The organism is Shewanella sp. 3_MG-2023, assembly GCF_030548765.1.
GTDB lineage: Bacteria > Pseudomonadota > Gammaproteobacteria > Enterobacterales > Shewanellaceae > Shewanella.
In genome coordinates this window covers 91,825-107,514 of record NZ_JAUOSH010000010.1, presented here as the reverse complement: position 1 = coordinate 107,514, position 15,690 = coordinate 91,825, and the positions used below count along the sequence as shown (strand labels likewise).

Below are 15,690 nucleotides of genomic sequence, written 5' to 3'. Positions count from 1 at the left end.
AACTAGACAATACCCTCGTAGCTGGCTCGTTAGAGCCAGTAGGATTTTATAAAGAAGTATATGGATAGATCATCATGAATTTGCATGAGTATCAGGCAAAATCCTTATTTGCCGAATATGGTTTACCAGTTTCAGAAGGCTTCGCTTGCGATACAGCCCAAGAAGCGGTAGAAGCTGCTGGTCACATTGGCGGCGATATGTGGGTTGTTAAGTGTCAAGTACACGCTGGCGGCCGTGGTAAAGCAGGTGGCGTTAAAGTCACTGGCGATAAAGAAGAAATCAGAGCATTTGCTGAAAAATGGTTAGGTAAGAACTTAGTGACTTACCAAACTGATGAAAAAGGCCAGCCTGTTGCTAAAATTTTAGTAGAAAGCTGTACTGATATTGCAAATGAACTTTACCTAGGTGCTGTTGTTGACCGTGCGACTCGTCGCGTTGTGTTTATGGCATCAACTGAAGGTGGCGTTGAAATTGAAACTGTGGCTGAAGAAACCCCAGAGTTAATTCACAAAGCAATTATCGATCCTTTAACAGGTCCTCAACCATACCAAGCACGTGATCTTGGCTTTAAGTTAGGTTTAAACCCAACTCAAATGAAGCAGTTCACTAAAGTGTTTATGGGTCTTGCAAAAATGTTCGAAGACCATGATTTCGCTTTATTAGAAATCAACCCGCTTGTGATCACTGACGAAGGTAATATCCATTGTCTTGATGGCAAGATTGGTATCGATGGAAATGCTTTATTCCGTCAACCTAAAATCCGTGACATGCACGATCCATCACAAGATGATGCTCGTGAAGCACACGCAGCCAAGTTTGAACTTAACTACGTTGCATTAGACGGAAACGTGGGTTGTATGGTTAACGGTGCAGGCCTAGCAATGGGTACTATGGACATCGTAAACCTACATGGCGGCAAGCCAGCTAACTTCTTAGACGTTGGCGGCGGAGCCACTAAAGAACGTGTAGCAGAAGCATTTAAAATCATTCTTTCTGACTCAAACGTTAAAGCTGTTTTAGTTAACATCTTTGGTGGCATCGTACGTTGTGACATGATTGCAGAAGGTATTATCGGCGCTGTAAAAGAAGTCGGTGTAGAAGTTCCTGTTGTTGTCCGTCTTGAAGGTACTAACGCTGAATTAGGCCGTGAAGTGCTTGCAGGTTCTGGTCTTGATATTATCGCAGCTGCGTCATTAACTGATGCTGCTGAGAAAGTTGTTGCTGCTGCGGAGGGCAAATAATGTCCGTATTAATTAACAAAGATACTAAAGTTATCTGTCAAGGTTTCACTGGTGGCCAAGGTACTTTCCACTCTGAGCAAGCAATTGCTTACGGTACAAAAATGGTTGGCGGTGTATCTCCAGGAAAAGGTGGTCAAGTTCACCTAGGTCTTCCTGTATTTAATACTGTTAAAGATGCTGTAGCTGAAACGGGTGCAACTGCGACTGTTATCTATGTACCAGCACCTTTTTGTAAAGATGCAATCCTTGAAGCAATCGACGGTGGCATTGAGCTAATCGTATGCATTACTGAAGGTATTCCAACTTTAGACATGCTTCAAGTTAAAGTTAAACTTGAAGAAACTGGCGTGCGTATGATTGGTCCTAACTGTCCAGGTGTTATCACTCCTGGTGAGTGTAAGATTGGTATCATGCCTGGTCACATCCACAAGCCTGGTAAAGTCGGTATTGTTTCACGCTCTGGTACATTAACGTACGAAGCTGTTAAACAAACTACTGACGAAGGTTTTGGCCAATCTACTTGTGTAGGTATTGGTGGTGACCCAATTCCAGGTACTAACTTCATCGACGTATTGGAAATGTTCCAAAACGATCCACAAACTGAAGCAATCGTAATGATTGGTGAAATTGGTGGTACTGCTGAAGAAGAAGCTGCTGAATTCATCAAAGCAAATGTAACTAAGCCTGTTGTATCTTACATTGCTGGTGTTACTGCACCAGAAGGTAAGCGTATGGGTCATGCTGGCGCAATTATCGCTGGTGGTAAAGGTACTGCTGAAGATAAGTTTGCTGCATTAGAAGCTGCTGGCGTAAGCACAGTTCGCTCTTTAGCTGACATCGGTAAAGCACTGCGTACTAAAACTGGCTGGTAAATTCTAGTGAGTTAATCAAAAGGCGCCATTTGGCGCCTTTTTTGTTTTTTCGTTTCCTATCGCTAAATATGTTCTTCAAAATTATTAATTTAAAACTGTAATCATATGTTTTACTGAGTATTAATCTGTGTTTAACTAGCCATATTAGTATTTAAATGATTAAGGATAACCATGAGTAACGTCATAAAACCGATTGGTATTATTACTGAAACCCCAAGGCTTATCATGCGCCCTTTTGTTGAAGAGGATGCAGAAGCATTATTTTTAATGAACAGTATTCCAGAAATATTAACTTATATCCCCCAAGAGCCACTTACTAGCATAGCTGAAGCAAAAGAGATTTTTACCTCAATTATTCAAGCTGATTATCAAAAGCATGGTTTTGGTCGTTGGGCGGTGCATCATAAGGAAGATAATAAAGTCATTGGCTTTTGTGGGCCTAAATATCTTCCTGAATACGATAAAGTAGAAATAGGTTATCGCTATTTACCAGAATATTGGGGCAAGGGCATAGGCAATGAGGCAGCGCAAGCGGTAGTTGATACACTAAAGCCACAGTTCGATATTGATTTAGTCATAGCCCTTATTTTACATGGCAATACAGGTTCAGAAGCGATAGCGAAAAAGCTCGGTATGAGCATACATGAAGAAAGCGAATATCTCGGCTCGAAAGTACATGTGTATCAAATGACTTTATAAAGGCATAACTTATGGCGAGTGTAAAAACAAAAAAACCAGCAAGTATGCTGGTTTTTTAATGACTATTTATCAGGCTTGGCGATAATTATTCGTCAGCGTGATCACAGCTGTCATTGGTGCAGTGACCGTATAAATATAAGCTGTGGTGAGTTAGCTTAATATTATGACGCATTGCTATTTCGTCTTGACGACGTTCAATGACCTCATCAGAGAATTCAATTACTTTATCGCAGGTTAAGCAAACAAGATGATCATGATGCTTTTGGGTCGACATTTCAAAAACCGCTTTGCCACTTTCAAAATGGTGACGATTAAGGATACCCGCATCATCAAATTGGTTTAATACGCGATAAACAGTAGCTAAGCCAATTTCCTCACCAATATCGAGTAATTTTTTGTACAGATCTTCTGCACTGATATGTTGGTTTTCAGGGGCTTGCATTAATTCTAGAATTTTAACTCGTGGCAGTGTTATCTTTAAACCTGCTTTCTTGAGTGCTTGATTTCCATCTGTCATCGCTAATCTCTTGATTACAGAACCTTATCGGTTCCTCCGTGGATAATTAAGATCATTATATGTGTTGCAATCAGAAACTGGAACCTTTCAAATGAGTTAATCGTCATATAAGCACTGATTTTGGCCAATGAGCCATACAATATTGACCAATAGGTTAAAATTCACCTAATAAACTTACTTATACTAAGGGATTATTGAGCATTAACGGCTTTTATATCACTATAATGTTAAATAGGGTTATCAAGCTTTGTACCCAGTAATGATAATTATAATCAAAACAAGGAATTCACATGTATCAGCAGATTGTGGTCTTAACTGGCGCAGGTATTTCCGCTGAATCGGGGATAAAAACATTTCGCGATGAAGACGGTTTGTGGGAGCAACATCATATTGAAGATGTGGCCACCCCTGAAGGTTATGCCCGCGATATCAATTTAGTTGAACGTTTTTATAATAGCCGTTGGGAGAACCTCCATAGCGGTGAGGTTCATCCTAATGCCGCTCATGCAGCATTAGCAAAATTAGAAGCTGAGTTTCCTGGCAAGCTACTGGTTATCACTCAAAATGTAGATGATTTACACGAGCGGGCAGGTTCAAAACGTTTATTACATATGCATGGAGAATTATCCAAAGGACGCTGCCCACAGTCATTGCAAACGTTTGTCCTTAGAGAACCTTTTGGTGAAGACAATTGCTGTACCTGCTGTATTCCTGCCAAACGATTAAGGCCGCATATTGTCTGGTTTGGTGAAATGCCATTTGGCATGGATAGAATTCATGATGCGCTGGATAACTGTGATTTATTTATCGCTATTGGGACTTCTGGGACGGTTTATCCCGCAGCGGGCTTTGTCGACAGCGCTAATCATCATGGTGCACAAACAGTAGAAGTTAATCTGTTAGCGGCAGATCGCCATAGCCAATTTCAATATCATTTTACCGGTAAAGCTGGTGATGTTGTGCCTGCGTTAGTAGAGTCAATTTTAGCCGGTAAAACCCTTGGCAGTGAAGTCGCGACAAAGGAAATGAGTGCTTGAGTAGGGATAAAGTTGCGATAATCATGCGCGGTTTACCGGGTAGTGGTAAATCAACTTGGGTTAATGAATTCATTGAACAGTTAGGTGTAGATAACGCTATACACATACGGCAATATGGTTACTTCTCTACTGACAGTTATTTTGTTCGTAATGGCGAATACCGCTTTAATCCAAAAAAACTCGCCCAGTATCACCAGGCTAATTTAAGCGCATTTATTAATGCGATGGCTCATAACGAGCCTTACGTTATTTGTGACAATACCAATGTATGCCGTTGGGAATATATGGCTTATGAAGCCGCAGCGAAGGCCTTGGGTTATCAAGTAAGAGTAGTGGTGACTGGTGAGCCTAAAAGTGTTGAACATCAAAAATTATGCGCTAAACGTAATCAACATAAGGTGCCATTGGCACAAATTGCTAAAATGGGATTAATGTTTGAACTTGATGATTAGACTTTTTTTAAGATTAACTAAAAAGGCGCCGCGGCGCCTTTTTTGATGTTAAAGGTTGATTATTTAGCTTTAACAGCGGATTGCAGGTCAATATTATAAATCGCAAAACCAAATTCATCTGTGATATCAGTGCGCTTTGTCATAGGTCGCACTTGATAGCCGCTGATAAATTTATCAGCAAGTTCACTGTTTTGGGTTTCAAAGCGAATATCTAACTTTGTTGCCGAATTAATGGTCACGAAATCCCAGTTATTATCAGCATTTGGATCAACTAAACCATTGGCTTCAGTTTCATCAGTGATGTACTGAGCTAGGGCTTCACGGTTTGTGTCTGGTAGTTCCATTACCACGAATTCAGAACCCGTTCCGGCGAATTTACCACCAAATGCGCGATAATTATTGGTTGCGATTATAAATTCTTTGGCATTAAATTCAGCACCACTGATAACAGTGTCGCCGTGAGTGTAACTTAGCCCGACTATTCGGTTAGCATCGGCATTAACTAATGCACAATCGCCATCAAATTTATTTGGTTGAGTTACATCAATGTTGTAGCTGACACCATCTATGACATCAAAGTTATAGGTGCGGTGGGTATTCCAGTTAATCAGGTATTGAGGCTCAGTAGAGTTAACATCAATTTGATTAAATTGATTTGCACTGCATTCCAACCAATCTTTAATTTGAGCGCCACTTAACTTAACAGCAACCAAGGTGTTAGGGTAAAGATATAAATCTGCCGCATTTTTATAGGTTAGCTCACCACTTGGGACTTGCACATAAGACTCGGCATCTGCTGCAGTGCTATGGCGGCCACCTGCTTTAAATGGCGCAGCAGCGGACAATACCGGAATATCTTTTAAAGCCTCCGTTAAGTTAGCTTTTACTTTAGCAATTTGTGCATCTGACACAATTTGCACTGTGGGATCATCTTGTACTAAGGTCAAAAAGCTAAACATATCAGCCGATGCTTTACCTATGGGCTGATCGACATAATCCAATGTAGCTTGATGCTCTTTAGCTACAGCATCACTTATGGTTTTATCTGCAGTCACCAGCTCAGGGTTAGTCGCTTTTTTATCAAAAATAGGCAAGGCTTTGGCCATGCTGTCAACAATTGTCCAGCTGCCATCTTGTAATGCTAACTTAAAATCGATAACGCCGAGGTTATCGCCCCAACGTCCAGGCATAACCGCCGCAACGCCATTTATGGTGCCTTTATTTATGTCGGCATCTTTAAGTGCAGCAAAGGTGCTTGAAGGGAATATTGAGTGACTGTGGCCAAAGGTAATGGCATCAATACCCGCTACCTTTGATAATGCCCAAGTGGCGTTTTCATCAGTTATATCGATAGGGTTTTCAGGGCTTCCTACCCCAGAGTGGGGTATTGCGACGATAATGTCAGCGCCTTGAGCTTTCATCATAGGCACAAATTTTTCAGCTGCTTCAATAATCCCCATTACGGTGACTTTACCCGTAAGGTTTTGTTTGTCCCATAATAGGATTTGTGGAGGTACAAAACCGATATAGCCGATTTTAATGATGTGTTTATCGCCATTGGTGTCGACGACGTTTTTTTCTTCGATGATATAAGGGGTAAATAGGTTATCGCCTTTGACTTTGTTATCCCAACAGTCGGCTTCACATAATACGTTGGCGCTAATATAAGGGAAGTTGGCACCCGCGAGAGACTGATATAAGAAATCTAAACCGTAGTTAAATTCGTGATTTCCAATGTTACCAACAGAGTAACCTAAGGTGTTCATGGCTTTATAAGCTGGGTGAGTATCAAGGAGGGTTGTTTTCTGTTTGAAACTGTTGGCAACATAGTCACCCATAGGGCTGCCTTGGAGCAAATCCCCATTATCTACTAAGACAAAATTATCAGCACTTTGACCTTGCTGTTTAATTAAACTGGCAGTGCGAGCTAAGCCTATAGTCGGATCATATTTTGTTTTGTAATAATCAAAATCCATGATGTTGGCATGGAGATCCGATGTTTCTAGAATTCGTAAATTGACAGTGAGGGGGTGCACATCACCAGACTTAACTTCTGTAGTCTGATCATGTAATAAATCACATGCGCTAACGCCTAGTACGCCAGCAATAATAGTGACTAATAGCTTTTGGTTTACCATTGTTTTCTCTCTTATTATGACCCTGAGCTTGATTTTTATGCTCTATTATTTTGTTAACTCATCAGGTTTGATTTGTGAGTTAATTGCGGTGGATTATACAGAAACTACATTGCAAAGTTATGATTTGATGGTCTGTTAGTTAACTAAAATGGTTTTTAAAGGCTGTTTGCTGAATTTTTCTGGTTGCTATGGGTTTAGTGTTTGATTTAGCTGGCAGTAAATTGATAGCGCAGCGCTTTAATGACAGTAAAGCATTCCTTTATCAGCATAAAAAAAGCACCACTTTGCAGCGGTGCTTTACTTGAGAGTAGTTAGCTCTTATCAGACAGCCTTACTTTAACAATAAGGCTAGTTGAATGACTACTCACTGCCGATGACCTACAGGGCTAATCCGCTGCGTTATCTTCTAAAAGACCACGGCTTTTTAACAGTGGTTCGATACCGGCATCTTTACCACGGAACTGACGGTAAAGCTGCATTGGGTCGGCGCTGCCACCTTGAGACAAGATATTGTCTCTAAAAGCTTGGGCTGTTGTTGGGTCAAAAATACCATTTTCTTTAAATGCTTCGAAAGCATCCGCGCCTAAAATATCAGACCAAAGATAGCTGTAATAACCAGCAGAATAACCACCCGCAAAAATATGCGAGAAGTAACTGCTGCGATATCGTGGGGCTATTTCTTTAATTAAGCCCATATTGGCAAGTGATTCAGCTTCAAATTCGGCGGCATCTCTTAGTTTGGTGTCTGTCAGTGTATGCCAGTCTAAATCAAGCTTAGTGGCTGCCATATATTCAACGGTAGCAAAACCTTGGTTGAATTTACTGGCAGCTTGAATTTTCTTAACAAGTTCAGTGGGGATCACTTCACCGGTTTTATAATGTTTTGCAAACTGCGCTAACACTTCAGGTTGCGTCATCCAGTTTTCCATCACTTGTGAAGGGAACTCGACATAATCTCGCGGTACTGAAGTACCTGATTGAGAAGCATATTCAACCTTTGATAGCATTCCATGTAGCGCATGTCCAAACTCGTGGAATAGGGTGCTAGCTTCATCAAATGTTAGCAGTGAAGGCTCATTGCCAGTTGGGCGAGGGTAGTTAAGTACATTGACAATAATAGGCTTTGATTCAACGCCATTCATATTGTATTGCGAGCGGTAGGCATTCATCCATGCGCCGCCTCGCTTAGTATCACGTACGTAATAGTCACCCATGAAAATAGCCATTAATGAACCATCTTTGTCATAGACTTCCCAGGTTCTGACATCTGGGTGGTACTTAGGTAAGTCGGTGCGCTCTTTCATTGTGATGCCGAATAAGCGATTAGCGGTATAAAATACCCCTTCTAATGTTGATTCTAGCGAAAAGTAAGGCCGAGTTTGTTGTTCATTAAAGTCGTATTTTGCAACGCGGATTTGATCTGAGTAATACCACCAATCCCAAGCTTGTAAAGTAAAGTCACCACCTTGCGAGTCGATAAGTGCCTGCATATCAGCAACTTCAGCATTAGCTTGTGCTAGTGCTGCTGGCCAAACTTTATCAAGTAAGCCGTAAACATTTTCAGGGGTTTTAGCTGTACGTTCTTCTAATACAAAATGGGCATGGGTTTTATAACCCATTAATTTGGCTTTTTCAGCACGAAGTGATGCAATTTTAGCTAAGCCGGTTTTATTGTCATTGCCATTATTGTTATTGGCACGCTCAATATAACCTTTAAAAAGCGCTTCTCTTAAATCACGATTTTCTGCATAGGTTAAAAATGGTGTGATAGAAGGGCGCTGCGTGGTAAACACCCACTTGCCTTCATGGCCGCGCTTAGTTGCTGTTGCTGCAGCGGTATCGATAATATCTTGAGGCAAGCCTGCTAAATCTGTTTGTTTATCTACGACAAGCTCAAAAGCATTGGTTTCAGCCAGTAGGTTGTCACCAAACTCTAAGTTTAATTTACCAATCTGTTCATTTAACGCCCGTAGGGTGTTTTTATCTTCAGCCGATAAATTGGCGCCGCCACGGGTAAATCGTTTGTAAGTATCTTCTAGAAGCTTAGTTTGTGCAGTATTAAGTTGATAGGTTTCAGCTTGGTCGTAAACAGTTTTAACGCGCTGAAATAATTTATCATTTAAATAAATATCATCACTAGCTGATGACAGCATAGGTGACACTTGTTTTGAAATCGTTTGTATATCTGGGTTAGTGTGAGCACCGGTCAAATTATAGAAAACGCTCGATACTTTCGTTAATAAGGTGCCTGAAAACTCCATCGCTTCAATGGTGTTTGCAAATGTCGCAGCATCAGGGTTATTGGTAATGCTATTAATTTCAGCTTTACGTTCAGCAATGCCTGCTTCAAAAGCCGGTAAAAAATGCTCATTTTTGATGTTATCGAAATCTGGGATTTCCATAAAGGTATCATAGGGTTTGAAAAAAGGGTTGTTAGCATCTTGGGTGATGCTAGTCGTTGCAACCGCATTGGGTGCTTGAGACGTTTGGACGGTTTCAACGTTATTATCTGAACATGCACTTAGCGCTAAAGTTAACGCCATGGCAGAAAAAAGTGGTGTGAGGGTTAGTCCCTTCATAATTATTTCCCTGTTTGCTTTGAAATGGTTGTCTAAATAACCCTATGCCGATGTATAAACCGTTAAAGAGTCACAAATCATCATTGTTATTTGTTTATGATTTGCTGCTAGATTAACAAATTTTTATCATACTTTCGTATACCTTTAGGTTACTTTTGTAACAAAACATAAAAAAAGGACCTAACGAGAGTTAAGTCCTTTATTTATTACTAACTAGTGATATGTAAACAAGGCTTATAATCTATGTTTAAGTCACACTATTTCGAGCAATGTTATGGTTTTAGAATTACTTTCACGCTGCCATCAACATCGGCTTCGTCAATATAACCGATAGCATTAGCATCTGCTGCTATTGCAGCTTTCATGCCTGATGCGTCACCAATGGTTGCTGGTGGTGTGCCTTTACCAGTAAATACCTGCTTTGACCAAAAAGCTTTAAGCTGAGCATCAGACTTACCCGTTACTGCGCTATGAAATTCAGAGCGGATAGGGTTGCCTTCTTCAAGTTCATAAACGACAAATGAAGAACCTTTGCCTAAAAAGGCTTTTTTAGCATCGGATTTGCTGATATCAGCAGCGGCTGGATTACCGATCACTACTACGGCAGCATTAACAGAAAACACACAGCTCACACTGAGCGCTAAAATAGATAATAATTTTTTCATTTCATCACTCCTAATTAAAATACTGCGTCAAATTGAACGGTATACACGGTAGTATCATCAAATTCTTTTGCTATGTTAGTCTCTAATCCACCAGATGTTTCGCCAAAATCATTAGAGTATGTGACGTCGAATTTTATGGCTAAATTATCAAGTGCATCCCAACGTAGGCCTGCACTGTATGACTTTCTTTGGCCATTAAAAATAGCGGCTTGAATTGCTGAAGCCTCATCAATAATAGTTCTGCTATCGTTATCTTTAGTTTCGAAGAAAGAAGCTGTTACATAAGGTGTGAAGTCATTGATACGGTAACCCAAGGTTAAGTAACCTGAATCAGAATCAGGATAAGCGCCATCCACTTCGATGCGTGTTAACTCTGTAATGGCTAAGAAAGATCCATTATCGTAACTAGCGCCAACGCCCGCGAAAGTGCCTTTTTCTCGATCTATTTCTAGTAGCGTAACAGTGACATCGATCTCGGTATTTGGCATTAGTTCTTGTGTAATTTGACGCTTAACATCACCGTCTAAAATTGCTTCACCGTATAAGCCTCGTAGAGTCCAAGTTTCATCAGTCCAAGTAACATTGACACCTAAAATATTTTTCATGTCAACGCCAGCAGCTTCAGATTGTCCACCAAAAGCTTGAATGGTCATTGTTGAATCATCAAATTCAACATCGTAGCTAACATCTCCACCTGTATAGGAGGTAAATGGCACTGGGTCGTATACATCTGATGGTGGACGTACAAATGGCTGGGCATAACCAACATCAAGATAATCTGAGTACATATACAGTGGTATACGTAATTTACCTGCACGAGCTTGGATATTATTTTCAAAGCGATGAGAGATATAAGCCCATTCAGCTTCTACATCCCAATCATTTTCGCCTCTCATCATCAACTGCATAACAGCTTGAGTCTGATCTGTAATTGCAAACGTACCTTGTAAACCAAATTTGCTGCCTTCATTGAAGTTAGCTGAAGTGGTTGCTCCGGCATAACCTGCGTTGTTATCGGAAGTGATGAAAGCGCCCGTCATAAATCCGTTGAATTTGAAGCGTTCGGTCAAATTGGCAGTTTGATTTGCTTGTAATGATTTAACTTGTTGTTCAAGTTTGGCTAATTTTTCATCGGTAGCGTCATTGGCCACTGCAAGTGCTGGTAGCATTGCGACTGAAATTGCTAAAGGTAGCGCTTTCAAATTAAAACTCATAGTGTTACTCCTGGTTATTATTCTTAAGGCAGAAATAGTGTGATTTTCTACCTTTATATTTCTAATTATTAGACTTTAAATTGACCTGTAATGGATTGAAGCTGTTGGCTAACCCCTTCAATATCATGACTAATCCCGCCCATTTCATCCGTGGTAATTTTTACTTTAGCGGCATTGGTTTCAATATCTGCGACATATTGTTGAATGAGTTCTGAAGTGTTGTGTTGCTCTTCTGTGGCCGCGGCAATTTGGTCATTAACTATGGATATAGCACTGACTTTATTAGTGATATTGATTAATGCATCTCCTGCTAGTGAAGTGGTTTTTACGCCTTCTTCTGCGGTTTCTATTCCACGCTGCATTGCATCAACCGCTTGTGTTGAAGTAGAGCGAAGCTCTTGCAATACTTGTTGAATTTCTTGTGTTGAGGCTTGAGTGCGTGAAGCAAGCGTTCTAACTTCATCTGCGACAACGGCAAAGCCTCGGCCTTGTTCGCCGGCTCTTGCTGCTTCAATCGCCGCATTTAGTGCCAGTAAATTAGTTTGATCTGCAATCCCGCGGATAGTATCCAAGATGTCATTCACATTACTGGTAAAGGCTTCAAGTTGATTGACCACAACGGAGGTTGTTCTGACTTCTTCAGAGAGCTGGTTAATGGTAGTAATGGCTTTACTGACCACTTGCTGACCTTGTAAAGCTTCTTCATTGGCATTATCAGCTTCCGATGCAGCATTGGCGGCATATTCGGCAATGTGGGCCACGCTAACGAACATTTCTCTCATCGCATGGGATATTTGTTCGACAGATTGATTTTGCTCATTGACTGTTTGTTCACTATTTTTACAGCTATTGAGTAATGTTTGTGAAGCGAGCCCTAAACTGTCAGTAGTTTGCTTGGTATCAGCAATGCTGAGCTGTAATTTTGAAACAAATTGGTTAAACCAATGGACTAAATCTGCAATTTCATCTTTACCTTGGTAATCAACTCTTGAGCGTAAATCACCTTCACCTTCAGAAATATTACGCAGTGACTGAGTAACACTTTCAAGGGTAACAATGATTGAGCGGTTAACTAATAAACCAACCACAATCAGAAACATCGATGCAATGATACCGATAGCAAGCATTGAACTGGCTGCTGTATCTGAACTGGCCAGCGTAGTATCAATGCTTGATTCAAACTGCTGAGAAAAAGTTAAGTGTTTCTGACTAAATTTTTCAACAAGTTGCTCATAGCGTTTGGCATTGGCTGCCGCTTGTATGGTGATTTTATTAAAATCAACATCACTTTTTAAAAACTCAGCGACCAAAAGTTGTGCATTATCAAAATACAGTGATAAATCATTTTGCATATTATTAGCGTCAAATGACTCAGCAGGCAGTAAGCTTTTAATTGCGTCTAAGTTGCTGATAACTTGTTTGACCATATTGGCGGCAGTCTCTAAGCTTTCTTCTTCGCCAGTGGTTACCGCTGTTTGTATATTTTGTTCCAATTGAAGTAACAGGCCTTCGTTAATAGTGGCTAAATTTAACGCAGGATATAGTTGAGACTGAAGATCATTTAACCGTTGCGCATTTTGTTGCACGCTTTGATTGTTAATTAATATCGAGATAATAAATGAAAATATTGCGACAATGGTTAATAACGCGATCCGATGCTTTATTTTTAAGCTATTTAATTTCATTTCGAATAATCCTACTTATCTAGCTAAAGGTGAGTCATTAAAGTTTCGGTTATATAATGATTGGCTGTTGTAAAATAGCTGATATTAAAAATGAAACTTTTACTTTTTGTTATCTTTGATTGCAAATCGCTATTGCTTGTGTGCGATAACTTCATTTTCTCAAGTTGTAAAACGTTTTTAGTATTTAAAATTAATGCCTTTCATATTGACTTATTGCCACCTTAGAGGTGTGGTATCCATCATTTGCTTAAAATTACCTATAACGGATATTGAACTATAAATAAAAATTGTTACCTTGTGGTTATTATAGTTGCTACGATGTTTAAGTCTGTTCTTGTTGTTACAATATCGGCAGTAATGTTTAAATACTTAAGTTTTATTTAATGTTTTTTTGAGTTGTTAAAATATTGATATAAAATCTGCTGCGAAGAAGTGGAATTTAATTAGTTTTCGTTGCTGGGTTAACTTATTATTAACATTGCGTTTGGGTTTTAAGTTGATAATACAATCTTGCGTATAAATAGAGCTGTAATTGCATAAGTTTGAACATCATCATTAGTAGAAAGTTAGGAGGATTGCTGGGATATATGAAAAATAGCGGCAGGCTTAATCTACAAAGCTTGAGTGATTTTATTGTTTATAGCGGTGTTTAAATAATAAGCACAATGAATGTTAGCGCTACAAAGGCGCATTAACTATTTATGTTGTAGCTGATTGTCCATAAATAGTTAATGCAGATGTTTGAGGTTTATTTTTAGTGCCCTAGGGTTTCTGAACCTGCTCGTCGTGGATCAGATGCGCCAAACAACCCCTTGTCGGTTATCACTATGGATTGAGTGCTGCCCATTGCGCTACTGGTTTTAACTTGATGGCCTTTGGCTTCCAGTAAAGTCACCGTATCGTTATTTAAACTGGTTTCAACACCAATGTAATCAGGCAGCCATTGATGGTGAATTCGCGCTGCGGCAGTGGCTTCTGCAATATTGAGTTTATGGTCAATGACATTCATGATTACTTGCAATGTGGTGGTGATAATTCGTGAACCACCAGGGCTGCCTGTCACCAAAAATGGTTTACCGTCTTTCATCACAATCGTTGGACTCATTGAGCTTAGTGGCCTTTTATGAGCATCAATTGCATTGGCTTCACCGCCGATTAAGCCATAGGCATTGGGAATACCGGGTTTTGCGGAAAAGTCATCCATTTCATTGTTAAGTAAAATGCCGGTACCTGCAGCAACCAGCCCAGAACCATAACTGAAGTTTAGGGTATAGGTATTTGATACAGCATTGCCCCATTTATCGACCACAGAGTAATGAGTGGTTTGATTACTTTCGTAAACGGATAAATCACCAGGCTTAATTTCGGCACTAGGCGTGGCTTTGTTATAGGCAATTTGTTTAGCGATTGAATCAGCATACTTTTGACTAGTGAGTTTATCTGTCGGCACGTTATGAAAATCAGGATCGCCCAAATACTCACTTCTGTCAGCATAGGCATGCTTCATGGTTTCCGTCATTAAATGCAGTGTTTGTGCAGTATTGTGACCCAACTCTTCAATAGGATAGTGCTCGAGTACATTAAGCATTTCAATGATATGAATACCACCAGAAGAAGGGGGTGGCATGGATACCACTTTATAGCCGCGGTATTCGCCTGTTACAGGTGTTCTTTCAATGACTTGATAGTTTTTCAAATCATTCATGCTCATTATTCCGCCAGCAGCTTGAATCGCAGCCACAATTTTCTCAGCGGTTTCGCCTTGATAAAAGCCTTTACTGCCATGCTTAGCAATTAATGATAATGAATGAGCTAAATCTTTTTGCACTAAGGTGTCGTTAACGGCAAAACTGTCGCCATTACTTTTATAAAATATTTTGGCAGAACTTGGCCATTGTGAAATACGGCGTTTTAATCCATCAAGTGAATCTGCTAAGTCTGAATTAATTAAAATGCCTTTTTGCGCAAGTTCAATAGCAGGTTTAACGACTTCGCTCATACTCATGGTGCCATACTTGTTTAGCGCAAGTTCAAACCCCATCACAGTGCCTGGCACGCCAACCGCTAAACCATGTTCACGGCTAAGTTTTTTTACTACATCACCTTGTTCATTTAAAAATATATCTTTGTGGGCTTTTGCTGGCGCGGTTTCGCGGTAGTCGATAGCAATGGTTTTATCTTCTTTTTCAAGATGAACTAACATAAAGCCGCCACCGCCAATATTACCGGCTCTAGGTAAGGTGACCGCTAATGCAAACCCTACCGCGACAGCAGCATCAACAGCATTACCACCTTGTTTGAGAATATCGACACCAATGCGGGTTGCAAGTGATTCTTGGCTGGCAACCATGCCATGTTTGGCCCAAATTGGTTGTGAAGTATCAGAACGGCTATAAATCGATTGTTCATTTGCAGCATGCAGTTGTAGGGAAGTAAAAGATGATATGCTCAACGTCAGCGCAATACTTGTTGATATGACGATCGGTTTTAGTTTTGAAAAGAAACCCATTTTCAATCCTTTATAATTTTAATCATGTGTTGCAATGTGCCATAACTATGATCTAATACACAATATGTAACTGTGCTTTTTA

At 40.1% G+C, this 15,690-nt stretch carries 12 protein-coding genes; 5 read left to right on the top strand and 7 right to left on the bottom strand.

Going from position 1 to position 15,690, the window contains the following annotated elements; translation table 11 throughout:
- The first annotated feature begins 74 nt into the window (after positions 1 to 74).
- The 3 genes from sucC (at position 75) to Q4591_RS07935 (ending at position 2,812) form a co-directional block, all read left to right on the top strand.
- A complete protein-coding gene (sucC, locus tag Q4591_RS07945; RefSeq protein ID WP_076537457.1) occupies positions 75 to 1,241 on the top strand; it encodes an ADP-forming succinate--CoA ligase subunit beta in 1,167 nt (388 codons plus the stop codon).
- Positions 1,241 to 2,113 carry a succinate--CoA ligase subunit alpha gene (gene sucD / locus Q4591_RS07940; protein WP_102438301.1) on the top strand — a complete coding sequence of 291 codons (873 nt, stop codon included), beginning with the start codon at positions 1,241 to 1,243 and terminating at the stop codon, positions 2,111 to 2,113. The genes sucC and sucD overlap by 1 nt, the downstream gene beginning before the upstream one ends.
- 198 nt (positions 2,114 to 2,311) lie before the next feature.
- Positions 2,312 to 2,812: a GNAT family N-acetyltransferase gene (locus Q4591_RS07935; RefSeq protein WP_303460411.1), complete on the top strand. Its 501-nt coding sequence runs from the start codon at positions 2,312 to 2,314 to the stop codon at positions 2,810 to 2,812.
- Positions 2,813 to 2,897: 85 nt separating this feature from the next.
- On the opposite strand, the gene fur is transcribed toward Q4591_RS07935, so the two are convergent.
- On the bottom strand, positions 2,898 to 3,329 hold the full coding sequence (fur, locus tag Q4591_RS07930; RefSeq protein ID WP_076537462.1) for a ferric iron uptake transcriptional regulator: 432 nt from the start codon (positions 3,327 to 3,329) through the stop codon (positions 2,898 to 2,900).
- 290 nt (positions 3,330 to 3,619) lie between these two features.
- Here fur and cobB point away from each other — a divergent pair, with 290 nt between their 5' ends.
- Together cobB and Q4591_RS07920 are read left to right on the top strand one after the other, a co-directional pair.
- A complete protein-coding gene (gene cobB, locus Q4591_RS07925; protein WP_102438297.1) occupies positions 3,620 to 4,366 on the top strand; it encodes a Sir2 family NAD+-dependent deacetylase in 747 nt (248 codons plus the stop codon).
- A 23-nt stretch (positions 4,367 to 4,389) separates the two neighbouring features.
- Positions 4,390 to 4,818, top strand: coding sequence for an AAA family ATPase (locus Q4591_RS07920; protein WP_102519693.1), 429 nt, complete (start codon positions 4,390 to 4,392; stop codon positions 4,816 to 4,818).
- Between the two features lie 59 nt (positions 4,819 to 4,877).
- Here the strand turns inward: Q4591_RS07920 and Q4591_RS07915 are convergent, their stop codons facing one another.
- The 6 genes from Q4591_RS07915 to ggt all read right to left on the bottom strand — a co-directional run bounded on the left by Q4591_RS07915 (position 4,878) and on the right by ggt (position 15,608).
- Complete coding sequence (locus Q4591_RS07915; protein ID WP_303460390.1) at positions 4,878 to 6,956, bottom strand: bifunctional 2',3'-cyclic-nucleotide 2'-phosphodiesterase/3'-nucleotidase; 2,079 nt, start codon at positions 6,954 to 6,956, stop codon at positions 4,878 to 4,880.
- Between the two features lie 386 nt (positions 6,957 to 7,342).
- Entirely contained in the window at positions 7,343 to 9,535 is a 2,193-nt protein-coding gene (locus Q4591_RS07910) for a M3 family metallopeptidase (RefSeq protein WP_303460387.1), read from the bottom strand.
- A 272-nt stretch (positions 9,536 to 9,807) separates the two neighbouring features.
- Entirely contained in the window at positions 9,808 to 10,200 is a 393-nt protein-coding gene (locus Q4591_RS07905; protein ID WP_102476215.1) for a phosphate ABC transporter substrate-binding protein, read from the bottom strand.
- A gap of 14 nt (positions 10,201 to 10,214) precedes the next feature.
- On the bottom strand, positions 10,215 to 11,414 hold the full coding sequence (locus tag Q4591_RS07900) for an outer membrane protein (protein ID WP_102476216.1): 1,200 nt from the start codon (positions 11,412 to 11,414) through the stop codon (positions 10,215 to 10,217).
- 68 nt (positions 11,415 to 11,482) lie between these two features.
- Entirely contained in the window at positions 11,483 to 13,099 is a 1,617-nt protein-coding gene (locus Q4591_RS07895; protein ID WP_102476217.1) for a methyl-accepting chemotaxis protein, read from the bottom strand.
- Between the two features lie 754 nt (positions 13,100 to 13,853).
- Complete coding sequence (gene ggt / locus Q4591_RS07890; RefSeq protein ID WP_303460383.1) at positions 13,854 to 15,608, bottom strand: gamma-glutamyltransferase; 1,755 nt, start codon at positions 15,606 to 15,608, stop codon at positions 13,854 to 13,856.
- Between the last annotated feature and the right edge of the window lie 82 nt (positions 15,609 to 15,690).

What these genes read in the sequence shown, in the direction of transcription:
- sucC (WP_076537457.1), top strand. Translation starts at nt 75, where the DNA reads ATGAATTTGCATGAGTATCAGGCAAAATCCTTATTTGCCGAATATGGT.
- sucD (WP_102438301.1), top strand. Translation starts at nt 1,241, where the DNA reads ATGTCCGTATTAATTAACAAAGATACTAAAGTTATCTGTCAAGGTTTC.
- fur (WP_076537462.1), bottom strand. Translation starts at nt 3,329, where the DNA reads ATGACAGATGGAAATCAAGCACTCAAGAAAGCAGGTTTAAAGATAACA.
- cobB (WP_102438297.1), top strand. Translation starts at nt 3,620, where the DNA reads ATGTATCAGCAGATTGTGGTCTTAACTGGCGCAGGTATTTCCGCTGAA.
- Q4591_RS07920 (WP_102519693.1), top strand. Translation starts at nt 4,390, where the DNA reads ATGCGCGGTTTACCGGGTAGTGGTAAATCAACTTGGGTTAATGAATTC.
- Q4591_RS07915 (WP_303460390.1), bottom strand. Translation starts at nt 6,956, where the DNA reads ATGGTAAACCAAAAGCTATTAGTCACTATTATTGCTGGCGTACTAGGC.
- Q4591_RS07910 (WP_303460387.1), bottom strand. Translation starts at nt 9,535, where the DNA reads ATGAAGGGACTAACCCTCACACCACTTTTTTCTGCCATGGCGTTAACT.
- Q4591_RS07905 (WP_102476215.1), bottom strand. Translation starts at nt 10,200, where the DNA reads ATGAAAAAATTATTATCTATTTTAGCGCTCAGTGTGAGCTGTGTGTTT.
- Q4591_RS07900 (WP_102476216.1), bottom strand. Translation starts at nt 11,414, where the DNA reads ATGAGTTTTAATTTGAAAGCGCTACCTTTAGCAATTTCAGTCGCAATG.
- Q4591_RS07895 (WP_102476217.1), bottom strand. Translation starts at nt 13,099, where the DNA reads ATGAAATTAAATAGCTTAAAAATAAAGCATCGGATCGCGTTATTAACC.
- ggt (WP_303460383.1), bottom strand. Translation starts at nt 15,608, where the DNA reads ATGGGTTTCTTTTCAAAACTAAAACCGATCGTCATATCAACAAGTATT.